Genomic DNA, 26,646 nt, shown 5'->3' with positions numbered 1-26,646 from the left:
ATGCAGCTCGAGCGTGAGACGGCGCGCATCATGAACTTAGTGGATGACCTCGACACGAAGTACGCCGCGCAGGTGAAGATTCTCAGTCTCAAGCCCTACGTCGACGCCCTGAAGGCAGCCAACGACCGGGTCAATGAACTTCTCGCCACGCGTACCGACGAGCGTGCGCAGCAGATAGCCGGCGCGCTGCAGAAGGCCCGCTTGGCAAGCGACGAGGCCTATCTGGACGCTGTGCGCCTGATCAACGCCATCGTGGTCATGGGCACCGACAAGGACCTCACGCCGCTCATCAACTATCTCAACGCCAACATCAAGCGCTACAAGGAGCAGGTGATGACGCGCGCCAAGAAGAAGGACGACGACAAGACGACGTCCGCCACCGGCTGCCCGCCGGCGTCCGCATCGCAGGACGACGCAAGGTGACCCTGGAATGAACAAGAACCCTATTTTCAACGGGGGCGTCCGCCCACCGGCGGCGCCCCAAAATCGTCAATCAATTTTTTTATAAACATTTTAAACATTAAAAACAAAATGAAAAAGTACATCAAACCGGAAACCAAAGTGGTGCTCATCAATCTGGAAAACAGCCTCCTCGCCGGCTCCGCCAGCGTGCCCATCGACGACGACAATCCCGCCACGGGACCCGCGCTCTCGAAAGGCAACAACTTCTTCGACGACGAGGACGACGACGAATAGGACGAATAGGACGACCCCGATCCATTCCTCTCCCCCTTGTGGAATGATCGGACCGTAGTCGTCCGCCGGGCGCAGGGGGCGTGATTCGTCACGCTCCCTACGCCTCTCGCCATGCAGAATACAAATCTCTCTTCTCAATGTTCAATATCAAACGCTTCATATTCAATATCAAACGCTTCATATTCAATATCAAACGCTTCATATTCAATATCAAAACGCTTCATATTCAATATCAAACGCTTAATGTTCAATATCAAACGCTTCATATTCAATATCAGATTCAATGTTTAACTTCAAACTTCAAATTTCAAACTTCAAACTTCAAACTTCAAACTCCAAATTTCAAATTTTAATTCTAATTTAACATGAAACATTCATTTACGATTCAGAGGCTGTGCCTCTTTCTCTTAGTCCTCGTGCTGGCGGCGCCGGCGTGGGCTACAGACTACGGTAATTATGGCTACGAGACATTCCGCTCACGCGAAACCGTGGAAAAGATCGGCAAGAACAAGCTGATACTACAAACACTCGAACAAGGGCATGTGAAAATCTGGTTTGGCTCTTGCAAGACCACCAGCGGAACGGGCAACAGTGCCATCTATGAGGTGGCAAGGGGTACCGACATCAACATAGAGACTGACGACGGCTATTCCATCCGCTGGATTATCCTGCGCGACACGGAGGGTGGAGAAGACTACGACCACCCCAAGGGCATCGATCGCATCAGCGAAGTGACATCAGGCTACCAATATTACTTCGAGAAGAATGCCATCACGAACTCGCATATAAGCGGAGGCAATAAGAACAACCTCAACGACGACGACAACAACATCGTTGTCTACAATTATAATGCCCCGGCAAAAAAAGTCAAAATCTGGAGCCATTACTATGACAAGTGGGACCAGTTCAAGGTGCGCGACATCATTGTGGGTTATGTCAAGGCACCCAATGTGCATTTTACCCAACCGAGCTACGATGCGGTTGTCAACAAGCCCTTTCGTCCTAATCTCGCCAATACCTACAGTGTAGACACCTATTCATGCGACGATCCGAACATTGCCGAGTATAAGGGGGTGAAAGTATATCCTAAAGCCAAAGGCACTACGAAAATTCGTGCTACGTTTTCAGCCGCTAGAGAGTATGCCGAGGTAAGCTGTGAGGCAAATCTTCACGTGCGCGATGAATTACTATTCGATACAGACCTCGGAAAGAACAAGGTACTGTTCACAGAGGGTGGCGGCGACCAGCCCCGTTCCCTTTATGGTATAGTGAATCTTCGGATGGCGAGTGGCGATTCCTTCGATCGAAACAACTCGGAATTCAAGGTGAAAAGCGACAATTCCCAACTCTTGAACATTCCCGATAAAAGCACAGGCAACCTCGTATTTGGCGACAAATCTGGTACCGTCTCGATCTCGCTGGAACAGGGGAAAACCAACGATTACACAAATAGCTCCTTTAGCCGCACGTTCACCGTGGTGCGCGGCAACAAGGCGACGAATACCATGTACATCCGCAACGCCGAAGAGTGGAAGCTCTTCGCCAGTCTGGTCAACGACAAGGGCATGACCGACCTCAATGCCAAGCTCGATGGCGACATCAACCTCGGCACGGACATCACAATGGTGGGAGCCAATGGCGTAATAAACTATTCCGGCACGTTCGACGGACAGGGACATACGATCTCTCTCGACTGGAATACTACACACGGCTTCACAGCCTTATTCAACTCAGTGAATGGCGCCACTATAAAAAACCTGCATACCAAGGGAGTGATCACGAATTATGTGCACTTTACGTCAGGACTGGTAATGATCGTGTACGGCTCGGTCACGCTCTCCAATTGCGTCAGCGAGGTGAATTTCAATCACACCACTAATGAGCGTGAATGCTTCACTGCGGGCTTGATTTCTTTCGTAAAGGCAGATGCCCAAGTTACCATTAACGACTGCATTGTCAAAGGAAAGATTCTTCCTTCGGCCTACGTAGAAAATGTCGTAATGGACGGATTCGTAGGTCCGCAGGAAGGCGGAAGCGTATCTACCCTGAACAACTGTCTCTACATCGACAGTAACCCCAGAGACCACCTCGGAACGGTATCCTTTGGCAAAATCATCGTCAACAACTGCTACAGCCTCAGCGACCACAGCGTAGCACGTTACACGCAGGTTAACGCCGAGCAGCTCAAGAGCGGCGAGGTGGCTTATAAGTTGCAGGCTGGCAGAAGCAATCGGGTGTGGGGTCAGAACCTCGGCCCCGACGATACTCCATGGCTCACCGACCTCGTGGAGCGGCATGTCAACAAGGTGGACTTCACCTACAACGGCAATCTGATGCTCACCCGCTACGCCAACACCGGCAAGGGCGTCTACGGCGGCATGCCCACCTTTACCGCGAAGGACCTCGTGGGTAACAAACACAACCCCCACCATTATTATAAAATGGGCTTGGAGGGCGGCTTCTCGGCTTCTACTCCCGTCAATGCCGACCGCACCGTGGCCATCAACCTCGCCGAAAAGGACTACTACGAAATCGCCTCGAAGGCTGACTGGATAGAGTTCCGCTCCATCGTCAGCGACGGACAGAACGCCGTCGACGCCAAGATGACCAAGGATGTCGATCTCGGCTCGGACATTTTTATGGTGGGCGACAGTTACGCCGGCACGTTCGACGGACAGAACCATACGCTGAAAATCAACTGGAATAGCACATCAGGCTGGTTAGCCCCCTTCTACACTGTGAACGGCGCCACCATCAAGAACCTGCGCACCGAAGGAGAGATTAAGTCAAAATCGTACTTCTTGTCAGGATTGGTTCAAAGCGCTTATGGCAACACCACCATCTCGGGCTGCGTCAGCGCGGTGAACATCACGAGCACCTATGACAATGGTGGATGCGACGCAGCGGGCATGGTTGAATGCGTAAGGGATAATGCCAATGTCACCTTCACCGACTGCCTCGTCAAGGGCAAATTAAACGCCACGACAGAGAAAGGCAAGGAAAGCATGGGCGGATTTGTACATCTTCTGTATGGTAAGTGTACCCTGAACAACTGCCTCTACGCCGGCGAGAACAATGGAACCAAATGGTCAAGGACCTTCGCCCCCTACTCTGGCTCCACCCTCAACAACTGCTACTACCTCAACGCCTGCGGCGATGCGCAGGGCACGCAGGTAACGGCGGAGCAGCTGAAGAGCGGCGAAGTGGCTTATCTGCTTCAGAACAAGCGCGCCGGAAACTTCTGGGGACAGGAGCTCGGCAAGGAGAACGATCCGCAGCCCACCGACAAAGCCGAGAAGCACGTCTGCAAGGTGGACTTCAGCTACAACGACCAGCTGAAAGCCACGCGCTACGCCAACACCGGCAAGGCAATCTTCGGTGACATGCCCACCGTTACCCCGCAGTTCCTTCTTGGCAGCGACTACAACTTCCACCATTATTATAGATATGGCTTCTCAGAATACTTCACAGCTTCTACTCCCGTCAATGCCGACCGCACCGTGGGTCTCTTTATCGAGGACAGGGACTACTACGAAATCGCGTCTAATTACGACTGGAGAATGTTCTGCGACCTCGTGCGCAACGGACAGAACGGCGTCGACGCCAAGATGACGGCGGACATCAACCTCAGCTCCGACTTCTCTATGGTGGGAAGCGACGAACACAGGTATGCCGGCACGTTCGACGGACAGGGACATACGCTCACGATCAACTGGGACACCGGTTCAAAACCCTGGGTAGCCCCCTTCAACACCGTGGAAGGCGCCACCATCAAGAACCTGCGCACTGCAGGCAACATCAACTCGAGCACGCACTTCCTATCGGGATTGGTCTGCGACGCCTATGGCAACACAACCATCTCCGACTGCAACAGCGATGTGAACATCACAAGCACCTATAACGATGGTGGATGCGACGCGGCAGGCTTGGTACAATGTGTAAGAGAAAATGCCAATGTCACCATCATCGACTGTCTCGTCAGGGGCAAGATCGACGCCACGATGGAGAAAGGCAAGAGATATATGGGCGGATTCGTAAATAATCAGTATGGCAAGTGCACCCTGATCAACAGCCTCTACCTCGGTGAGAACAACGCCACCGGTGGCAACACCTTCGCGCCGACCTCTGCCTCCGGCACCACCCTCACGAACTGCTACTACCTCAACGCCTGCGGCAAGCCACAGGGCGAGCAGGCTACCGAGAAGCAGCTCAAGAGTGGCTATGTGACGAATAAGTTGCAGGCAGACCGCACCGACCAATGCCACTGGGCGCAGACATTGGGCGAGAGACCCGACCTCTACAATCCGGCCAACAAGGGCAAGATGAACTACGTATATCATGACGGCACCAAGTGGGCGTGCGGCGAATTCTACTTCAAAGACGACAATCCGCTGCCCATCGGGCTCGACTTCACCGCCGCCGAAGTCATATACCAGCGCTCTTTCAGCTTCGCTGGCATGAGTGGCACGATATGTCTGCCCTACGAGCTGCCCGTGCAGAGGTTCCGGGCCTACACCCTCTCGGGCGGCCAAGGCAACAAACTCTACTTCAAGGAAGTGACCGGCACGCTCGAGGCATATAAGCCGTATTACATCACGGGCATCGGCGTCGACCCCACGCTCAGCGGAAATAACATGCAGGTGAAAGCCTTCCATGACGACAATCTGACGACCGCCACCACCACGGGCCACAGCATGACGGGCACGGTAGAGGGCGTGGACAACGCCACTGCTGCCGCCGCCAACGCCTACATCCTGCAGAACGACGGCGATTTCCACAAGGTGACGACGGAGTATCCTAACGCCATGGTGCCCGCTTATCACACCTATGTCGTTTGTCCGAAAGCCTCGGCCGGCGCCAAGACGCTCTCCATCATCCTCGACGACAAGACCACCGGCATTGACGGCGTGACGAAAGACGCATCGGGCACGGACGGTCCGGTATACGACCTCCAGGGCCGTCGCGTGGCCGACCGCCTCGACGACGCACGCCACCGGTTGCCCGCAGGCGTCTACATCGTAGGTGGCCGCAAGGTGATCTTGAAATAAATAAATAAAGTCTCTCCTTTCATCGGGGGGCGGCCGTATGGGCGTGGTTCATCACGTTCTGAATCCCGCGGAAACGGGCGCCCCCCCGATAACCAAAAGAATATTTAATCTCAAACTTCAAATTTCAAGCTTCAAGCTTCAAGCTTCAAATTTCAAATTTCAAATTTCAAATTTCAAGCTTCAAATTTCAAGCTTCAAATTTCAAGCTTCAAATTTCAAATTTTAATTCTAATTTAGCATGAAACATTCTATTATTATTCAGAGGCTGTGCCTCTTTCTCTTAGTCTTCTTGCTGGCGGCGCCGGCATGGAGCTACTCCATTACGGTGAAGGCCAGGGACCGAAGTGCAGGCGAAGTAGAGGGCAAACGCGATGTTATGAGTGATGGCTATATAGTAGCCAGATGGAGCGACTGCAAGACCGGTCCGGCATTGCTTGCGGCCAACCGCAACTGGAAGATGAAAAAAGGATCTACCGTTACGATCAGCTGTTTTGGCAGATGGCGTTTCCGTGGTATCCGCTTTCGCGAACAGCTGAAGAACGCCGATAAACTCGTCTGCATCTCAGACAACCGCTATACCGGCGACCCCACGAGCAACAGTGGACTAAGCTGCTACGACGCACCCAACACCAAAGTTACATTGCAGGCAAATGATGATATCGAGTTTGCGGAGTATATCATAGAATTTGTGGCAGAACCTCGTGTCAGTTTCAAGAAGAAAGAATACACCTTTTTCGTGGGCGATCAATTTCACTTATTCTATGATAATATGGTGGAAAACCCTTACGAAGAATTCCCAAAGTTCGAGCTAAGCACAGAAGAACCGGGGATGCTTAACAAGGAGACGGCATGGGATTTTTTCACCGTAATAAAAGCAGGCAAAACCAACCTCGTCTTTAGGGCGGTGCCCGATGACAGGTACGCGGCCGGTTCTATCAAGGTTCCTTTTGAAGTGACGCGCCGCACTATGGATGCCTATCTGGACGGGCCGAAGACTGTCAGGCTGCAAGTATGGGACAATCTTTCTTTACCGGTTTTAAAAAGGATACCCGAAGGTTATGATCGCAGCAAGATAACGCGTAAGATCAGCGATGAAAAAGTCGTAAAGATTGAAGGTGAGAAGATAAAGCTCGGCAGCGATCCCTTTGGAAAGACGGCCACCATCACCTATACCCTTCCGGAGGATCACAAGTACAAAACCAAGACGCTTACCCTTACGATCATCGTGCCCAAAGAGGCAGAAATCTCTTCGCAGGACGACTGGAAGAAATTCTGCGCCGCCGTGAATAGTGGCTGGAACAACGCTGACGCCAAGCTGATGAAGGACGTCAACCTCGGCTCGGACATCGCGATGGTGGGAGTTGGAGAGCACAAGTATTCCGGCACGTTCGACGGACAGAACCACACGCTCACGCTCGGCTGGGATGGCGGCGACGGCTGGATGGCGCCTTTCCATACGATGAATGGAGCCACTATCAAAAACCTACGCGTCAACGGGTATATCAAGTCCAAAGGAAAAGGTCTCTCCGGATTGGTTCTGAACGTCTATGGCAACACCACCGTCTCGGGCTGCACCAGCGAGGTGGACATCACCAGTGGCAGTTCCGATGGCGGATGCGCATCGGCGGGTCTGATTCAATATATAAGCAGCGATGCCCATGTTTCCATTAACGACTGCCTCGTCAAGGGAACGCTCAAAGCCACGACGGAGATAGGCACGAAAGGAATGGCAGGCTTTGTTTACGATCAGAGAGGCAACTGCACCCTGACCAACTGCCTCTACACCGGCACGAACAACGCCGCCGGAGGCTACACCTTCGCCTCCAAATCCACCATCAAAAACTGCTACTACCTCAACGCCTGTGCCGCAACGTATGGCGAGAAGGTAACCATCGACCAGCTCAAGAGCGGCGAAGTGGCTTATAAGTTGCAAGCCGGCAGAGACACGCAGATGTGGGGACAGACGCTCGGCACCAACAACGAGCCGCTGCTCACCGCCGACGGCGCGAAGCGGGTCCGCAAGGTGGAGTTCAGCTATAACAACGATGTGAAAGCCACGCGCTATGCCACCCATGACAAGGGTATCTTTGGCGGTTTGCCCACCGTGCAGGAAATTCTGGGCACGGGCTACAACCCACAGCATTATTACTCGGGACTGACCTTTGCCGACAATTTCAGCGGCTCCACCAGCGTGACCGCCGACAAGCAGGTGGCAGTAAGCTTCACCCACAAGGTAGTCTGCGAAATCGCCTCGAAGGCTGACTGGAAGGCGTTCCGCGACCTCGTCAACGGCGGACAGACCAAGCTCAACGCCAAGATGACAGCGGACGTCGACCTCGGCTCCGACATTTGGCAGGTGGGCAATCATTACGCCGGCACGTTCGACGGACAGGGACATACGCTGAAAATCAACTGGAATAACACATCAGGCTGGTTAGCCCCCTTCTACACTGTGGACGGCGCCACCATCAAGAACCTGCGCACCGAAGGAGAGATTAAGTCAAGCTCGTACTTCTTGTCAGGATTGGTTCAAAGCGCCTATGGCAACACCACCATCTCGGGCTGCGTCAGCGCGGTGAACATCACGAGCAGCTATGACAATGGTGGATGCAACGCGGCGGGCATGGTTGAATGCGTAAGGGATAATGCCAATGTCACCTTCACCGACTGCCTCGTCAAGGGCAAATTAAACGCCACGACAGAGAAAGGCAAGGAAAGCATGGGCGGATTTGTACATCTTCTGTATGGTAAGTGTACCCTGAACAACTGCCTCTACGCCGGCGAGAACAATGGAACCAGATGGTCAAGGACCTTCGCCCCCTACTCCGGCTCCACCCTCAACAACTGCTACTACCTCAACGCCTGCGGCGATAAGCAGGGCACGCAGGTAACGAAGGAGCAGCTGAAGAGCGGCGAAGTGGCTTATCTGCTTCAGAACAAGCGCGCCGGAAACTTCTGGGGACAGGAGCTCGGCAAGGAGAACGATCCGCAGCCCACCGACAAAGCCGAGAAGCACGTCTGCAAGGTGGACTTCACCTACAACGACCAGGTGAAAGCCACGCGCTACGCCACCCACGGCAAGGGTATCCACGGCGGCATGCCCACCTTTACCGCAAAGGACCTCATGGGTAGCAACTACAACGAGCACCATTTTTATACCATCGCCTTTGAGGGCGACTTCAACGGCTCAACCACCGTCAGCTCCGACCGGATCGTGGCAGTGCTCTTCAACCATAAGGAAGCCTACGAGATAGCCTCGAAGGACAACTGGAAGACGTTCTGCGCCCTCGTGAACGGCGGACAGACCAAGCTCAACGCCAAGATGACGGCGAATGTCGATCTCGGCTCGGACATCACGATGGCGGGAGTTAATGGCAAAGATTATGCCGGCACATTCGACGGGCAGGGGCACACACTGACGCTCAACTGGGATGCCGGTTCAGACTACTGGAAATCTCCATTCTACACTGTGAAGGACGGTAGCATCAAGAACCTGCGCGTCAACGGGCAGATCAAGTCTAAAGGAAAAGGTCATGCCGGATTGATTCAGAATGCCTATGGCACGGTCACCGTCTCGGACTGCGTCAGCGATGTGGACCTCAAGGGGAGCAGCTCATTGGCGGGTATGATTCAATGGGTAGGCAGCAATACCAAAGTTACCTTCAACGACTGCTTGGTCAAGGGGTCGATCGACGCCACGACCGACAATGGCAAGAAAGGTATGGGCGGATTCGTAGATGACCAGAACGGCACCTGCACCCTGAACAACTGCCTCTACCTCGGCACGAACAACGCCACCGAAGGCTACACCTTCGCCAAGGACGCCACCGTCAAGAACTGCTACTACCTCAACCCCTGCGGCGACGCGCAGGGCGATAAGGTAACCGAGGAGCAGCTCAAGAACGGCTACGTGGCCTACAAGTTGCAGAACGGCAGAGACACGCAGTTCTGGGGACAGAACCTCGATACCGACAATGAGCCGCAGCTCACCGCCGACGCAGCGAAGCATATATATAAGGTAAGCTTCACCTACAACGACAAAGTAGCCGCTGCACGCTATACCAACCGCGGCAAGGCAATCTTCGGCGGGCTGCCTGACGAAAAGGAACTCTTAGGCACGGCCTACGATCCCAACAAGATCTACACGCTCACATTCGAGGACGACTTCTCGACTTCCACCACCGTTGATCGCGATCGCACCGTGGTTGTAACCATAATCGCAAACAACTACTTCGAGATTGCCACGAAAGAAGACTGGAAGAAATTCTGCGGACTCGTGAAAAAGGGACAGAAAAACCTCAATGCCAAGATGACGAAGGATGTAGACCTCGGCTCTGAAATCGTAATGGCAGGAGAAAGAGATATTGAATATTCCGGCACGTTCGACGGACAGGGACACACGCTGAAGTTCAACTGGACTGGCGACCACACAGGATGGTTAGCCCCCTTCAGGTATGTGAAGGACGTCACCATCCGCAACCTGCGCACCAAAGGACAGATCACAGATACCAGATATGTTTTATCAGGATTGATTTGCGAGTCCTATGGTAACAACATCGTTTCGAGCTGTGTCAGCGATGTGGACATCACTGGGGCATACGATTTGGCAGGAATGGTTTACGCTGTAAATAGAAATTCCACTGTTACCATCAATGACTGTGTAGTCAAGGGAAGATTCTACGCCACGCACGGAGACAGCAGTGCAGACATGGGCGGATTTGTATCTAAACTATATGATAATGGCACCTGCACCTTAAACAACTGTCTCTACCTCGGCGAGAACAACGCCACCGGATGGGCAAAAACCTTTGCTCCCAACCCCACCATCAACAACTGCTACTACCTTAACCTCTGTGGCAAGGAGCAGGGCATGAAGGTAACGGAGGAGCAGCTCAAGAACGGCTATGTAGCTTATAAGTTGCAGAACAACCGCACCGACAAGGGCTACTGGGCGCAGCAGCTGGGCGACATGTTCGACTTCTACAATGCTGCCGACAAGGGCAAGACCAACTACGTCTACTACGACGCGACGAACAAGCGCTGGACGTGCGACGACTTCCGCCTCACCGACGGCACGCCGCTGTCTATCGGACTCGACTTCATCGCCGCTAAGGCAACCTACAACCGCACCATCACCACAGCGAAAGCCACGGTGTGTCTGCCTTACGAGCTGCCTCATAACGGAAGTTTCGATGCCCACACCCTCTCGGGCGGCAACAACAGCGCAGTCAGTTTCAAGGACATGAAGGATAAGCTCGAAGCCTACAAGCCTTATCTCATCACGGCCAACGGAACGCCACAGCTCGGCGGAGAGAACCTGCAGGTGAAAGCCTTCAACGCCGCCGCTCTGACAACCCCGGCCGGTAAGTACCGCTTCGTGGGCACTGTCACCGACATAGACAATGCCACGGCAGCAGCCGCCAACGCCTACATCCTGCAGGACGACGGCCTCTTCCACAAGGTGACGACCGACAACCCCGGCGCCACGGTTCCCTGCTATCGCGCCTATGTCGTTTGTCCGAAAGCCTCTGCTGCCAAGACGCTCTCCATCATCCTCGACGGCGAGACCACCGGCATTGACGGCGTGACGGACGGCACGACGGGTGCGGACGGTCCGGTGTACGACCTCCAGGGCCGCCGCGTGGCCGACCGCCTCGACGACAACGCACGCCATCAGCTGCCCGCCGGCGTGTATATCGTGGGTGGAAGGAAGGTAGTCGTGAAGTAACGCGAATAACCTACCCCGGCCCTCCCAAAGGGAGGGTGAACTTCCGAATCACCAAGGAAACGGGGCAACCCGTCAGGCGTAGGGGCGTGATTCATCACGTTCCGAATCCACGGAAACGAGCAACCACACCCTACGCCATGACAATGAACCCTACGCCGGCGGCTGACGCCACGACAGGCGGAACGTGATGAATCACGCCCCTACGGCTGACGCCACGCCGCCGATACCCCGTAACCCTATATATATATAATAAGGTGGAAACAGCGTCCCCACAAACGCCGAGAGCCTTTCACGGGGTTCGGAAGACGTCCCGACAAATGACGAGAGGCTTGCTCAACTTGAGCAAACGCCAAGGTATAACAGGTGTTAAATGCACAACTTGGGCAAACGCCAAGGTATAACAGGTGTTAAATGCACAACTTGAGCAAACGTCAAGGTATAACAGGTGTTAAATGCACAACTTGAGCAAACGCCACGGCAAACGACGGCAGACTTGCACAACTTGAGCAAACGCCACGGCAAACGACGGGACGAAAAACAAGAAACATTTTTAATCTAAAAAAAACATTTTTATTATGCCAAACGAAAGTAAAGTAGTTCAGATTGGCAGTATTCACCTGCCCAATCTGACCAACGACGCCCATTTCATGTATATGAAGGACGTGGAGAACGCGATGGAAACGGACAAGGTGGCAAAGACCATGGAAAGAATCCAAGCCAACGTGGCGATTCTCAAGGCAGCCGTCGACAAAGAGGACGAATACCTCATCCTCTCGAAGAAAAGCCAATACACCGACAAGATTACGACCAAGGACAAGGAGCGCGACTCCATTTTCCGCGGCTACCGCACCGCCGTGAAAGGCATGCTGCGCATGCCCGTGGCCGATTTGGCGAAGGCCGCCGCCGACCTGTGGCAGCACCTGAAGGACTACAACATCGACCCCGAGATGCAGCTCGAGCGCGAGACGGCGCGCATCATGAACCTCGTCGACGACCTCAACACCAAGTTCGCCACGCAGGTGAGCAAGCTCGGTCTGAAGCCCTACGTCGACGCCCTCAAGGATGCCAACGACAAGGTCAACGAACTGCTCAACATGCGCACCGAAGACCGCGCGCAGCAGATAGCCGGCGCCCTGCGCAAGGCCCGACTGGGCACCGACGCGGCCTACCAGGACGCCGTCTGCCTGATCAACGCCATGGTCATCGTGGACGCCGAGAAGGACCTCACGCCGCTCATCAACTTCCTCAACGCCAACATCAAGCGCTACAAAGAGCAGGTGATGACGCGCGAAAAGAAAGACGACAACCCGTCAGGCGTAGGGGCGTGATTCATCACGTTCCGAAATCCACGGAAACGAGCAACCACACCCTACGCCATGACAATGAACCCGACGACGGCGGCTGACGCCACGCGGAGGCGGAACGTGATAAATCACGCCCCTACGGCTCACGCCACGGCGCGCCCCCTATATATAATGATAAAATTTGGAAGATTTGGAACGATTTGTAAGATTTTATTCGCCTGTCGGCTCATCAACTCGTCTCGGCGAAGCCGACTCAAAGCGTGTGCCTGCAGCGCAGACGTGTTGATGAGCCGACAGGCGAGTAAATTCTACAAATCGAAACAAATCATATAAATGATAAACATTGGAGGATTTCATAATAAATAATTATTTTCAAACGTTTAAATTTTAACGCCTATGGTTTTAATTTCAAAACTCAAACTCAATTTTAATGATTCATTTCAAGCTTCAAATTTCAAATTTTAATTCTAATTTAACATGAAACATTCTATTATTATTCATAGGCTCTGCCTCTTTCTCTTCATCCTGATGCTGGCGGCGCCGGCGTGGAGTGAAGAAATCACCATCTCCTCGAAAGAAGACTGGAAGCAGTTCTGCGAACGCGTGAACAGCGGGCGGATAACCAGAGCCGACGTCAAGCTGACCGCCGACATCGACCTCGGAGGAGACGTCATTAGGGCAGGCGTAGACGGATATGATTACCGAGGTACCTTCGACGGACAGGGACATTCTATCTCTGTCAACTGGAATGTTAATGACGGCAGCCTATCCCTATTCGACAATGTGTATGGCGGCACCATCAAGAACCTGCGCGTCAAAGGAAATATAACGGTCGGAGACGGCTATGTGGAAGGATTGGTTAGCGAAGTCCGAAACTATACCGTCATCTCCAACTGCGTCATCGATTTGAATATCAAGGGGAACTTTAGCTGGGGGTACATAAATGGCATAGCCGGAAAGGTATGGTTGGGCACGCTTGTCATTAAAGACTGCGTCGTCAAAGGAAGCTTCACCGCCGACTCGGAAGAAGGTAAGAACCGAATTAGGTGCTTTGTGGGTGCTTTGTGGGAGGATGGCAAATGCACCATAGAGAACTCTCTCTACATCGGCAGCAACAACGCCACCGACGGAAGTGAAACCTTTGGTCCTGACGGAACCAACATCAACAACTGCTACTACCTCAACGCCTGCGGCAAGGCGCAAGGCACGCAGATAACCAAGGAGCAGCTAAAGAGCGGCGAGGTGGCGCATAAGCTGCAGAAGGGCAGAAGCGAACATGTGTGGAGCCAGCTGATCGGCACCGACAACGAGCCGCAGCCCACCGCCGAAGCGCCGAAGCATGTATATAAGGTAGACTTCACCTATAACAACGAGGTGAAAGTAACGCGCTATGTCAACAACAAGGTCGGCAGCATGCCCACCACGCGGGATATTCTGGGGTCTGCCTACGCTCCTAAGATTATTTACGCGCCCGACTTCGAGGGCGGCTTCAACGGCTCCACCACCGTCAATGCCGACCGCACCGTGGCTGTAACCTTCGGAGAGAGAATCGAAATCGGCTCGAAAGACGACTGGAAGACGTTCTGCGAACTCGTCAACAACGGACATACCAAGCTCGACGCCAAGATGACCGCCAATGTCGACCTCGGAAGGGACATCGCGATGGCGGGAACGAACAGACGCTACTCCGGCACCTTCGACGGACAGAACCATACGCTGAAGATCAACTGGAACAGTGGTTCAAATACCTGGATAGCACCCTTCCAAACTGTGGACGGCGCCACCATCAAGAACTTGCGCACCGAAGGAGAGATTAACTCGAGCACGCACTTCCTGTCAGGATTGATTTTCGACGCCTATGGCACCACCAACATCTCCAACTGCGTCAGCGCGGTGAACATCACGAGCAGCTATGGCAATGGTGGATGCGACGCGGCGGGCATGATTGAATGTGTAAGAGATAATGCCAAGGTTACCATCACCGACTGCGTCGTCAAGGGCAAGTTCCACGCCGCGACGGAGTCAGGCAGGAGATATATGGGCGGATTTGTAGAAAATCAGTATGGTAAGTGCACCCTGAACAACTGCCTCTACATCGGCGAGAACAACGCCACCACCGGCGGCCACACCTTTGCGTCGAACTCTTCCTCCGGCACCACCCTCAACAACTGCTACTACCTCAACACCTGCGGCGCAGCGCAGGGCACGCATGTAACCGCCGACCAGCTCATGAGCGGCGAAGTGGCTTATAAGTTGCAGAACGGCAGAAACACGCAGTTCTGGGGACAGACGCTCCGCACCGACGACGAACCGCAGCTCACCGACGACGCGAAGAAGCGGGTGTATGAAGTGAAGTTCAGCTACAACGGCAACGTGGTCGCCACGCGCTACGCCACCCAAGGCAAGGCCATCTACGGCGCTTTACCCAACGAATCGGACCTCTTAGGCGCGCTATACGACCCGGCAAAAAATTACTCGCTCACCTTCGACGGCGGATTCAATACCGGCACCGCCATCGATAAAGACCGCACCGTGGCTGTAACCATACTCGTAAGCAACAACTTCGAGATTGCCACGAAGGACGACTGGAAGGAATTCTGCAGACTCGTCAACAGCGGAAAGACCAAGCTCGACGCCAAGATGATCAAGGACGTCAACCTCGAAGGAGACATCGCGATGGTGGGAACGAACGATCATAAGTATGCCGGCACGTTGGACGGGCAGAACCATACGCTGACGTTCGACTGGAATGGCGGCAACAATAAAAACTTAGCCCCCTTCAGGTCGGCAGATGGCGCAACCATCCGCAACCTGCGCACCAAAGGGAAGATCGTATCGAAAAACAACTGGTTGTCAGGATTGATCGATGAATCGTATGGCAACATCACTATCTCGAACTGCGTCAGCGACGTCGCTCTCACGAGCAGCCATAACGATAACGTCTGCGGAGCGGCAGGCATGATTTCTTATATATACAAAGGTGACGTTACCATTACCGACTGCGTCGTCAAGGGCTCGATCAACGCCACGACCGGCACAGGACAGAAAGGCATGGGCGGATTTGTATATGCTCAGCTGGGCACCTGCACCCTGACCAACTGTCTCTACATCGCCACGAACAACGCGGACAACACCAACAGCGACTGCCACACCTTCGCCAAGAACGCCACCGTCACGAACTGCTACTACCTCAACGCCTGTGGCACAGCTCAGGGCATAAAGATTACCGAGGAGCAACTGAAGAGCGGCGAGGTGGCACGACTGCTGCAAGGCGACCGCACCGACCAGTTCTGGGGACAGAACCTCGGCACGGACAATGAGCCGCAGCTCACCGACGACGCGACGAAGCACGTCTACAAGGTGGACTTCACCTACAACGGCAACGCGGCTGCCGCGCGCTACGCCAACAAGGGCGGGCATATTTTCGGCGCGCTGCCCACGGCGCAGAACCTCTTAGGCATGGCATACAGCCATAGTTATTATTATGCCCTCACCTTTGCCGACGACTTCTCGGCTAACACCGCCGTCGACGCCGACCGCACCGTAGCCGTTACCATTGCCAGGAAGGCTATCGACGAAGAGTTGGAGATCGCGTCGAAGGACGACTGGAAGATCTTCTGCGACGCCGTGAGCAGAGGCAAGCGCAATTTCGACGTAAAGATGACCGCCGACGTAGATCTGGGCAAGGACATCATCATGATAGGCGAGCAACTGCTTGTCTACAGCGGCACGTTTGACGGACAGGGTCACACACTGAAGATCGACTGGAACGCCGGCACGCAAAACGAGATAGCTCCGTTCAAGTATCTGGGCGAAACCACCATCAAGAACCTTACCGTCAAAGGACGGATCAACGCGGACGGATACAAGCTGGCGGGAATGGTGGTCAACGCGATGAGTTCGCTCAACGTCTCCAACTGCGTCAGCGATGTGGACATCACCAGCGATTATGACGGCGAAAGCCACATGGGAGGCATAGTGAACTACGTGTTTCACAATGCCCAAAGCGTAAGATTCATCGACTGTATCGTCAAAGGAAAGTTACACGCTACGAAAGAGGCGGGCCGGAAAAGCATGGGCGGCTTTATAGGGTATCGTGGAGGCAATATGCCGTGCTACTTTGAGAACTGCCTCTACATCGGCGAGAACAACGCCATCGTCGGCTTAGACGGCTACACCTTCGGTCCGAACCCCGTCCTCACGAACAGCCACTACCTCAAAGTATGCGGCATAGCACAGGGCGAGCAGGTAACCGAGAAGCAGCTCAAGAACGGCCATGTAAGCGAACTCCTGCAGGTAGACCGCAAAGACGCCTGCCACTGGGCACAGGTGCTGGGCGACATGCCGAGCCTCTACCGCGAAGCCGACAAGGCAAAGCCCAACTACATCTATTACGACACGGCGAACAAGCGCTGGACGTGCGACGACTTCCGCCTCACCGACGGCACGCCGCTGCCTATCGGGCTCGACTTCCTCGCCGCCAAGGCAACCTACGAACGCGACTTCACCGCCGGCAAGGCCACGGTGTGCCTGCCTTACGATCTGCCCGTCAGTGGCTTCAAGGCCTACACCCTCTCGGAGAAGCAGGACAACGCCAACGCGGTACACTTCACGCCGGTGAACGACAAGCTCGAAGTATACAAGCCTTATCTGCTCGTGGCCGACGGCACGGTACAGCTCGGCGGAGAGAACATTGAGGTGAGATTCTTCAAAGACGACAACCTAAAGACCACCGTCGCCACGGGACACAGCATGACAGGCACGGTAGACGGCATGGACAACGCCACGGCCGCGGCCGCCAACGCCTACATCCTGCAGCTCGACGGCCTGTTCCACAAGGTAACAGCCGGCAACGCCTCCGCCATGGTTCCCGCTAATCATGCCTATGTCACTTGTCCGAAGACCTCGGGTGCCAAGCAACTCTCCATCATCCTCGACGGCGAGACCACCGGCATCCGTGGCGTGACGAACGACACGGCAAACGGTCCGGTGTATGACCTGCAGGGTCGCCGCGTGGCCGACCGCCTCGACGACAACGCACGCCATCAGCTGCCCGCCGGCGTGTATATCGTCAATGGCCGCAAGGTTATCGTGAAATAAAAACATCCGTCAGGCGTAGGGGCGTGATTCATCACGTTCCGAATCCCACGGAAACAAACTGTCACGCCCCACGCCATGACAATGAACCCAACGCCGGCGGCTGACACCACGGCGCAACCCTATATATAATGATAAACATTGGAAGATTTGGAAAGATTTGTGAGATTTATTCGCCTGTCGGCTCATCAACTCGTCTCGGCGAAGCCGACTGAAAAAAAACAATCCATTTTTATAAAAACATTTAAACCAACGTTTTAAAACATTCAAACAAAATGAAAAAGTACATCAAACCAGAAATGAAATCGAAACTCATCGAGTTAGAAAACTGCATCCTCGCCGGCTCCATCGACATAGGCATCAGCGAAGACCCCGCCACGGGCCCGGCCTTGTCGAAGGGTAACAACTTCTTCGACGACGACGAGGATGACGCCCAGACCACCACGACCCGTTCCTTGTTCTCGTTGTGGGACGATTAACCCGCAACCCGAATAACCTACCCCGGCTTTTGCTTTGCTTTTCCCTCCGGCCAGCGATTTGCAATTACCTCGCTCCGCGAACAGCGACCTTCGGTTCCCAAAGGGAGGGTGAACTTCCGCATCATGGGAAAACGGGCAACCCGTCAGGCGTAGGGGCGTGATTCATCACGTTCCGAATCCCACGGGAAAACAAACAGTCACGCCCCACGCCATGACAATGAACCCAACGCAGCGGCTGACGCCACGGCGCACTCCTAATAACCCGCAACCCTATATATAATGATAAAAATTGTAGGATTTGGAATGATTTGGAAGATTTATTCGCCTGTCGGCTCATCAACTCGTCTCGGCGAAGCCGACTGAAGGAGTGTCCTGCGGACAGAAATCGGACAAATCTGAACAAATCATAATAAATCATTATTTTCAAACTTCAAATTTCAAAACGCAATCATTTAATTTTTCAATTTCAATTTAACAATGAAAACAAAAATAAAAGAAATCGTTCAGAGGCTCTGCCTCTTCCTGCTTGCCCTCGTGCTGGCCGCGCCGGCGTGGGCACAGGGCGGCGCGGGCAACGAAATTACCATCGGCTCGAAGGCCGACTGGCAGGCGTTCTGCAACCGCGTGAACAACGGCGAGACCACGCTCAACGCCAAGATGACCGCCGACGTCGACCTCGGTACGGACATCGTGATGGTGGGAACAGATTTTTATGGGTACGAAGGCACCTTCGACGGACAGGACCACACGCTCTCTTTCGACTGGGATGCCGGCTCCATGATTGGCATCGCCCCCTTCAAGCGTGTGGCGAACGCCACCATCAAGAACCTGCGCACCCAAGGGCAGATCACGACGAGCGGTTACGGTTTGTCAGGATTGGTTAATAGTGCCGCTATCATCACCCTTTCCCGCTGCGTCAGCGACGTGAAGCTCACGGGGGGCAATGATAAGCGGCCCATCGAAGCGGCGGGCCTGATTCGAATTATAGGCAGCGATGGTGCCAATTTTACCCTCACCGACTGCGTCGTCAAGGGAAGCATCACTAACCTGTCGCCTATAACTTCGTATGCGATGGCCGGGTTGGTACGTGACTGGCCTCGCTACTGCACCATAACCAACTGCCTCTACCTCGGCACGAACAACGCCGAAAGCGACGAAGGCAACTACACCTTCGGCCCCGCCGGCGCCACTATCACCAACTGCTACTACCTCAACGCCTGCGGCGAGGCACAGGGCACGCCGATAACCGCGGAGCAACTCAGAAGCGGCGAGATAACAGCCAAGCTGCAAGCCGGCAGGGAAGATTTGTTCTGGGGACAGACCATCGGCACCGACGACGAGCCGCTGCTCACCGACAAGATAGAGAAGCGGGTGTATAAAGTGGAGTTCACCTACAACGGCGAGGTGAAGGCCACACGCTACGCCAACAGCGGCGGCACCGTCGGCCTGCCCACCGCAAAGGAACTCGCGGGCACGGACTACAATCCGCTGAATGAATACACGCTCACCTTTGCCGACAACTTCTCGGCTACCACTCCCGTAACGGGCGACAAGACCGTGGCCGTGCAGATGACTTTCACCACAAAAGATTATTTCTCGATCGCCACCAAGGACGACTGGGAGGAGTACTGCGACCTCGTGAACAACAAGGGCATGAACGACCTCAACGCCAAGATGACGGCCGACATCGACCTCGGCAAGGATGTCTGGATCGTAGGCGGTACTTACTCTCATTATACCAGCACGTTCGACGGACAGGGACATACGCTCACGGTCGACTGGACTGTGGACGGATTTGACTTAGGTTATCCGTTCAGGATTTTGGGCGACGGCGCCACCATCAAGAACCTGCGCGTCAGAGGAAAGATCGTGTCGGAGTTTGGCCCCGTAGCCGGTTTGGCAGGCGTCATTGAGGGCAATGTTACCTTCTCCGGCTGCGTCAGCGATGTGGAGCTCATCAATAACCATAATGCCCCGAACTCCTTATCGGGCATGGTCAGATGGATACACGACGGTAAGGTTACCTTCACCGACTGCGTCGTCAAGGGAACGCTCAACGCCACGACGGAGAATGGCAAGAAAGGAATGGGCGGCTTCGTAGGCCAGCAAGACGGCACCTGCGAGCTGAACAACTGCCTCTACGCCGGAACAAGCAACGCCGGCGAGGACAGCTACACCTTCGCCCGCAATGCCAACGCCACCAACAGCTACTACTTCACCCCCTGCGGCGAAGCGCAGGGCACGCAGGCCATAGAGAAAGAGCTGCGGAACGGCGTGATGACCTATAAGTTGCAGGCCGGCCGCACCGACGACAGCCACTGGGCACAGGTGCTGGGCGACATGCCCGACCTCTACCGTGCGGGCGACAAGAACGTGCCGAACTATGTGTATTACGACGCGGCGAACAGTCGCTGGGCGTGCGAAAACTTCGTGCTCACCGACGGACAGCTCCTGCCCATCGGCATCGACTTCCTCGCCACGAAGGCAACCTACGAGCGCCCCTTCAGCAGCAAGCGCAGCGCCACCCTCTGTCTGCCCTACGAGCTTCCCATCAGCGGTTTCAAAGGCTACACCATCTCGGGCGGCGAAGGCAACAAAGCTTATATCGAAGAAGTGACCGGCACGCTCGAAGCCTACCGGCCGTATTACTTCGTGGCCGACGGAGAGCCACAGCTCGGCGGCACGAACCTGCAGGTGAAAGCCTACGACGACACTCACCTGAAGACCACCACCCCGAAGGGTTACAACCTCACGGGAACGATGGACGGCGTGGACAACGCCAACGCAGCAGCCGCCAACGCCTACATCCTGCAGGACGACGGCCTGTTCCACAAGGTAACGACGGAGTATCCCGCCGCCGTGGTGCCCATCTATCGCGCCTACATCACTTGTCCGAAGGCCTCGGGCGCCAAGGAGATCTCCGTCGTCCTCGACGGCGAGACCACTGGCATTGACGGCGTGACGGACGGCACGACGGGTGCGGACGGTCCGGTGTACGACCTCCAGGGCCGCCGCGTGGCCGACCGCTTAGACGACGCACGCCACCAGCTGCCCGCGGGCGTTTACATCGTTGGCGGCCGCAAGGTAGTCGTGAAGTAAAATCTCTTTTCATCGGGGGGCGCCATAGGGGCGTGATTTTTCATGTTCCGTATTCCCAAGGGAAACAAACGGCGCGCCCCCGATAACCCGCAACCCTATATATATATATAATAAGGTGAAAACGACAAACGACGGCAGGCTTGCCGGAGTTCGGAAAGCGACAAGACATAACAGATGTTAAATGCCGGAGTTCGGAAAACATCAAGACATAACAGATGTTAAATGACGGAGTTCGGAAAACATCAAGATATAACGGATGTTAAATGCCGAGGTTCGGAAAGTATCAAGGTGTAATAGATGTTAAATGCCGGAGCTCGGAAAGCATCAAGGTATAATGAACGTTAAATGCCGAGGTTCGGAAAACACCAAGTTATAACAGATATTAAATGCCGGAGTTCGGAAAGTATCAAAGCGAGACAAATGTTAACTGCCGAAGCTCGGCAAATGTCCCGACAACAAGCGGGACGGAAGCAAGCAGGGCAGAAGACAAGAAACCATGTTTAATCAAAAAAAAGATTATGGCAAACGAAAGTAAAATCATTCAGATTGGCACCATTGATTTGCACAGTCTGACCAACGACGCCCACTTCATCTACATGAAGGACGTGGAGAATGTAATGGAAACGGACGAGGCGGCAAAGTCCGTGGCGAGAATACAAACCGCCGTGGCCGCGCTCAAGAAAGCCATCGACAAGGAAGACGAATACCTCATGCTCTCCAAGAAAAGCCAATACACCGACCGGATTACGGCCAAGGACCGCGAGCGCGACTCCATCTTCCGCGGCTACCGCACCGCCGTGAAAGGCATGCTGCGCATGCCCGTGGCCGATTTGGCGAAGGCCGCCGCCGAGCTGTGGCAGCACCTGAAGGACTACAACATCAATCCCGACATGCAGCTCGAGCGCGAGACCTCACGCATCATGAACCTCGTCGACGACCTCAACACCAAGTTCGCCACGCAGGTGAGCAAGCTCGGTCTGAAGCCCTACGTCGACGCCCTCAAGGATGCCAACGACAAGGTCAACGAACTGCTCAACATGCGCACCGAAGACCGCGCGCAGCAGATAGCCGGCGCCCTGCGCAAGGCCCGACTGGGCACCGACGAGGCTTATCAGGACGCCGTCGTCCTGATCAACGCCATGGCCGTGGTGGGCACCGAGAAGAGCCTCACGCCGCTCATCAACTACCTCAACGCCAACATCAAGCGCTACAAGGAGCAGGTGATGACGCGCGGCAAGAAGGACGAACCGGAGGATTTGTAGGAGTTGAGGAGTGTGCCTCGCGGCACAGACGTGTTGATGAGCCGACAGGCGAGTAAATCTTACAAATCTGGACAAATCAAACAAATAAATTTGGAGGATTTAAAATAATTTGGAAGATTTGGAAAGATTTGGGAGATTTACTCGCCTGTCGGCTCATCAACTCGTCTCGGCGAAGCCGACTCGAAGCCGACTCAAGGTTCAAAACGCAATATTTAATTTTTTAATTTCAATTTAACAACAATGAAGACAAGAAACATCATCCCGTGGCTCTGCCTCCTCCTCTCCGCCCTGGCGACAGCCATGCCGGCAGGGGCGCAGGGCAGCGGGGAAAACTACCTCGACATTGCCACGAAGGAAGAGTGGCAGGCGTTCCACAACCGCATAAAAGACGGGGAAGGCGGCCTCAACGCCAGGCTGACCGCCGACATCGACCTGGGAACGGACGTCGTGAAATCAAGCGCCTGGGGCAATCCCTACTGGGGCACTTTCGACGGACAGGGACACACCATCACCATCGACTGGAATGACGAGAGCGGCTACGCCGTCGGGCTGTTCCCAATCGTAGCAGGCGCCACCATCAAGAACCTGCACGTAAAAGGGAAGTTCGTGGCCGACCTAGAATACTTGGGCGTAATGAGCTGCATGGCGAGGGGAACAAACACCTTCTCGGGCTGCAGCATCGACGTGGACATCACAAACAGCAACAACAGAGCCAAAACGGCTGGCATGGTTGCTGAGATAATGTTCGATGGCCAGGCTACATTCAACGACTGCCTCGTGGCGGGCAACATCACCGCCAAGTCAGACTATGGCAGGGAACATATCGCGGGCTTTGTAGCTTGGGTGCCTAAAGGCATCACCTGCACCTTTAACAACTGCCTCTACACAGGTACGAACAATGCCGCCCCCGGAAGATATAACTTCTATAACTTCGCAAAACGCGCCACACTGACAAACTGCTACTATCCGTACTCCTACGGAGGCGAGAACGGTACGCAGGTTACCGCCGAACAGCTGAAAAGCGGCGAGGTGGCATATCTCTTGCAAAACAAGCGCGCCGACATGGCGTGGGGACAAAAGATTGGCGAAGACCTGTTTCCGCTGCCCACCGCCGAAGCCGCAAAACAGGTGTACGAGGTGAAGTTCAGCTACAACGGCGAGGTGAAGGTCATGCGCTACGCCAACAAGGGCGGGCACGTCGTGCCGCCCACCGTGCAAGAGCTGCTCGGCGCTGACTACGCTCCCAACATTACCTACGCGCTCAGCTTTGAGGGAGGCTTCTCGGCGTCCTCTACCGTTACCGGCGATACCACCGTGGTGGCAAACGTGGTCTTCAAAGACATCAGCATCGCCACGAAAGAAGACTGGAAGAAGTTCGGCGACATCGTGAACAGCGGACAGAACGACGTCAACGTCAAGATGACCGCCGACGTCGACCTCGGCAAGAAAGTCAGTTACGTTGGTCATTATTCCGGCACATTCGACGGGCAGGGACATGCGCTCACTATAGACTGGAACGTCGAGTACGGCGAGTTAGCCCCCTTCTACAAGGTAAATGGCGCCACCATTAAAAACCTGCACACGAAAGGGCAGATAACGGGAACGAACCAATTGTCAGGATTGATAGTTTACGTTTATGGCAACACCACCATCTCGGGCTGCGTCAGCGAGGTGGCTATCAAGGGGGAAGGCCAATTGGCGGGCATGATTTATGATGAAAGCCCGGCTACAGATATCAATGTTACCCTCACCGACTGCGCCGTCAAGGGCGACATCACCGCCACGACGGACGAAGGCAAGGAGAACATGGGGGGCTTTGTATACAGATGGAATGGAAACTTCACCTTCAACAACTGCCTCTACATCGGCACCAACAATGCCTCCGGTGGCTACACCTTCTCCGATGGCGCCAACCTCACCAACTGCTACTATCTGAACAGTTGCGGCACGGCACAGGGCACGCCAACCACTGCGGAGCAGCTCAAGAGCGGCGAGGTGGCCTATAAGCTGCAGGGCGACCGCACCGACAGCTGCCACTGGGCACAGGTGCTGGGCGAGTGGCCGAGCCTTTACCGCGAAGCCGACAAGGCGAAGGCCAACTATGTATATTATAATAAGGAGAGCAATGGCTGGACGTGCGACGACTTCCGCCTCACCGATGGACAGTCGCTGCCCATCGGGCTCGACTTCACCGCCACGAAGGCTACCTACGACCGCACCCTCGCCGCCGGCAAGGCCACGCTATGCCTGCCCTACGAGCTGCCCGTCAGTGGGTTTAAGGCCTACACCCTCACCCTCATGGTCTCGCAAGGCAACAGCAACGCAGTCCGTTTTGGGAGAGTGGACGACCGGCTCGAGGCCTACCATCCCTACCTGCTCGTGGCTGACGGCACGCCGCAGCTCAGCGGCAACGACATACAGGTGAAAGCCTTCGATCGCAACAATCTGGTGGCCCGCTCCCTTGACGACTATGTATTCATAGGCACGATGGACGGCGTGGACAACGCCAACGCAGCAGTCGACAAGGCCTACATCCTGCAGGAAGACGGCAAGTTCCACCTCGTAACGACCGGCTATCCCACCGCCACGGTTCCCGCTTATCATGCTTATATCAGGCGACGCGAGGTGCATCAAGAGGCTAAGGAGCTCTCCATCATCCTCGACGGCGAGACCACCGGCATCGACGGCGTGACGGACGGCACGACGGGTGCGGACGGTCCGGTGTACGACCTCCAGGGCCGCCGTGTGGCCGACCGCCTCGACGAGGCCGCACGCCACCGGTTGCCCGCAGGCATCTACATCGCAGGCGGCCGCAAGGTGATCCTGAAGTAAACACAACTCTCCCAGGCGTTTACATCGTGAATGTCTGCAAGGTAGTCGTAAAATAAATAAAAACTCTCCTCTCATCGGGGGGCGTCCGCCGTGTGGGCGTGATCCGTCACGTTCCGAATCCCACGGCAATGGACGTCCCCCGATGAACCAAAACCATATATAAGTATACGCGAGTCATCGCTTAATCGTTTTGTAACTTCTTGATTTTCACCTATAAGGATACAAAATATTAACGAGATTACCAACTTTTACAAGCACTTTCTTATCCCGAACTCGCGTATTTTTTTTATGCGTCCAAAGATTGGAGTATGCTGATTTTTCGGGCAAGCCCTCAACAACTCGTCCTTTTGTAGCAAAATAGAGGTAGCGGGGCGGGCTTGCACAAGGTTTTGGCGGAAAACACAACCCGTAGGTGTGGAAAATAGAAAAGGTGGCTATCTCAAAATGCAAGATAACCACCTGATGAAATAAAATGAAAGATTTTACAGAGCTGTGCTTCTCAAAGCACGCATAGCAAGATGGCACAGAGTATCGCCAACCAGAAGAGAATGCTCAGCAGTGTAAATGTCACTTTCAGAATTATCCGGACTATAAAACGTAGTATCAGAAAACCTGCAACGACGAGCGTGTAAAGCAAACCGTGTCAGGTCGGTTCATGGGAGCATAGCTATGGTGCAGTGCGCACTACCGCCTTGGCGGTTGGTCCTTTTAGAGTAATCTATGTTTCCTGCCAAGCTTTTTTGGGTGAAAGTTCTTTAATTTATGTTGCATTCCCTTGTTGCTGGCCGGTAATGCAAACAATAATCCTCGTCCTTTCTGATGAGTCCGACAATGATGTGCACCAGCTTGTTCTTCACGTTGTTGAGTGCCAGCGGGCTTGGCTTGCCTCTCATGATGAGTCGTGTGTAATACGCCTTGATGTCGGGGTTGTGCCTGACGGCGCTCAAGGCGGCTTGGGTGAGCAGGGGCTTGAAGTTGTGGTTGCAGAGACGGCTGACGTGCGTCCCCCGTCGAACGCTCGTTCCCGACTCGTACTTGAAGGGTGCCACGCCGACGTGGCAGGCCAGTTTGCCCGCATCCAGGGGGAACTTCATGAAGTCG

13 protein-coding genes are annotated in these 26,646 nt (G+C 54.5%); 11 read left to right on the top strand and 2 right to left on the bottom strand.

Annotation, left to right across the window (positions count from 1 at the left end; all coding sequences use genetic code 11):
- Together K334_RS14005 and K334_RS0111830 are read left to right on the top strand one after the other, a co-directional pair.
- Window positions 1-423 (top strand): DUF6261 family protein (locus tag K334_RS14005; protein WP_036890404.1); only part of this gene is annotated, 423 nt, incomplete at its 5' end.
- A 108-nt stretch (window positions 424-531) separates the two neighbouring features.
- Window positions 532-696 carry a hypothetical protein gene (locus K334_RS0111830; RefSeq protein ID WP_027445017.1) on the top strand — a complete coding sequence of 55 codons (165 nt, stop codon included), beginning with the start codon at window positions 532-534 and terminating at the stop codon, window positions 694-696.
- A gap of 134 nt (window positions 697-830) precedes the next feature.
- On the opposite strand, the gene K334_RS15400 is transcribed toward K334_RS0111830, so the two are convergent.
- Window positions 831-962, bottom strand: coding sequence for a hypothetical protein (locus K334_RS15400; RefSeq protein ID WP_262499402.1), 132 nt, complete (start codon window positions 960-962; stop codon window positions 831-833).
- Window positions 963-1,061: 99 nt separating this feature from the next.
- Here K334_RS15400 and K334_RS0111820 point away from each other — a divergent pair, with 99 nt between their 5' ends.
- The 9 genes from K334_RS0111820 to K334_RS0111780 all read left to right on the top strand — a co-directional run bounded on the left by K334_RS0111820 (window position 1,062) and on the right by K334_RS0111780 (window position 25,545).
- Entirely contained in the window at window positions 1,062-5,744 is a 4,683-nt protein-coding gene (locus K334_RS0111820; RefSeq protein ID WP_027445016.1) for a M26 family metallopeptidase, read from the top strand.
- A gap of 238 nt (window positions 5,745-5,982) precedes the next feature.
- Window positions 5,983-11,472 (top strand): hypothetical protein, encoded by a 5,490-nt coding sequence (locus K334_RS15110; protein ID WP_027445015.1) that lies wholly within the window; start codon window positions 5,983-5,985, stop codon window positions 11,470-11,472.
- Between the two features lie 35 nt (window positions 11,473-11,507).
- Window positions 11,508-11,660, top strand: coding sequence for a hypothetical protein (locus K334_RS14925; protein WP_154655616.1), 153 nt, complete (start codon window positions 11,508-11,510; stop codon window positions 11,658-11,660).
- 387 nt (window positions 11,661-12,047) lie between these two features.
- The gene (locus K334_RS14000) at window positions 12,048-12,800 is read left to right on the top strand and encodes a DUF6261 family protein (protein ID WP_248623525.1); all 753 of its coding nucleotides are present in this window, start codon (window positions 12,048-12,050) and stop codon (window positions 12,798-12,800) included.
- A 453-nt stretch (window positions 12,801-13,253) separates the two neighbouring features.
- Window positions 13,254-17,876 carry a peptidase M26 gene (locus K334_RS0111800; protein WP_248623524.1) on the top strand — a complete coding sequence of 1,541 codons (4,623 nt, stop codon included), beginning with the start codon at window positions 13,254-13,256 and terminating at the stop codon, window positions 17,874-17,876.
- Window positions 17,877-18,148: 272 nt separating this feature from the next.
- On the top strand, window positions 18,149-18,352 hold the full coding sequence (locus K334_RS0111795; protein WP_025882291.1) for a hypothetical protein: 204 nt from the start codon (window positions 18,149-18,151) through the stop codon (window positions 18,350-18,352).
- A 477-nt stretch (window positions 18,353-18,829) separates the two neighbouring features.
- Window positions 18,830-21,451: a hypothetical protein gene (locus K334_RS0111790; protein WP_027445013.1), complete on the top strand. Its 2,622-nt coding sequence runs from the start codon at window positions 18,830-18,832 to the stop codon at window positions 21,449-21,451.
- A 518-nt stretch (window positions 21,452-21,969) separates the two neighbouring features.
- Window positions 21,970-22,713 (top strand): DUF6261 family protein, encoded by a 744-nt coding sequence (locus tag K334_RS13995; protein ID WP_248623523.1) that lies wholly within the window; start codon window positions 21,970-21,972, stop codon window positions 22,711-22,713.
- Between the two features lie 240 nt (window positions 22,714-22,953).
- Window positions 22,954-25,545, top strand: coding sequence for a hypothetical protein (locus K334_RS0111780; protein WP_027445012.1), 2,592 nt, complete (start codon window positions 22,954-22,956; stop codon window positions 25,543-25,545).
- 755 nt (window positions 25,546-26,300) lie between these two features.
- Here K334_RS0111780 and K334_RS0111775 read toward each other — a convergent pair.
- A partial coding sequence (locus K334_RS0111775) for a transposase (RefSeq protein WP_027444940.1) occupies window positions 26,301-26,646 on the bottom strand: 346 nt, incomplete at its 5' end.

Source organism: Segatella baroniae DSM 16972 = JCM 13447, from assembly GCF_000426585.1.
Classification (GTDB): Bacteria; Bacteroidota; Bacteroidia; order Bacteroidales; family Bacteroidaceae; genus Prevotella; species Prevotella baroniae.
Note: the sequence above shows the minus strand (reverse complement) of the source record. Positions and strands in the feature narration are given on the sequence as shown.

Bases quoted from the DNA above. Each gene is read 5' to 3' on its own strand.
- K334_RS0111830 (WP_027445017.1), top strand. From the start codon at position 532: ATGAAAAAGTACATCAAACCGGAAACCAAAGTGGTGCTCATCAATCTG.
- K334_RS15400 (WP_262499402.1), bottom strand. From the start codon at position 962: ATGAAGCGTTTGATATTGAACATTAAGCGTTTGATATTGAATATGAAG.
- K334_RS0111820 (WP_027445016.1), top strand. From the start codon at position 1,062: ATGAAACATTCATTTACGATTCAGAGGCTGTGCCTCTTTCTCTTAGTC.
- K334_RS15110 (WP_027445015.1), top strand. From the start codon at position 5,983: ATGAAACATTCTATTATTATTCAGAGGCTGTGCCTCTTTCTCTTAGTC.
- K334_RS14000 (WP_248623525.1), top strand. From the start codon at position 12,048: ATGCCAAACGAAAGTAAAGTAGTTCAGATTGGCAGTATTCACCTGCCC.
- K334_RS0111800 (WP_248623524.1), top strand. From the start codon at position 13,254: ATGAAACATTCTATTATTATTCATAGGCTCTGCCTCTTTCTCTTCATC.
- K334_RS0111795 (WP_025882291.1), top strand. From the start codon at position 18,149: ATGAAAAAGTACATCAAACCAGAAATGAAATCGAAACTCATCGAGTTA.
- K334_RS0111790 (WP_027445013.1), top strand. From the start codon at position 18,830: ATGAAAACAAAAATAAAAGAAATCGTTCAGAGGCTCTGCCTCTTCCTG.
- K334_RS13995 (WP_248623523.1), top strand. From the start codon at position 21,970: ATGGCAAACGAAAGTAAAATCATTCAGATTGGCACCATTGATTTGCAC.
- K334_RS0111780 (WP_027445012.1), top strand. From the start codon at position 22,954: ATGAAGACAAGAAACATCATCCCGTGGCTCTGCCTCCTCCTCTCCGCC.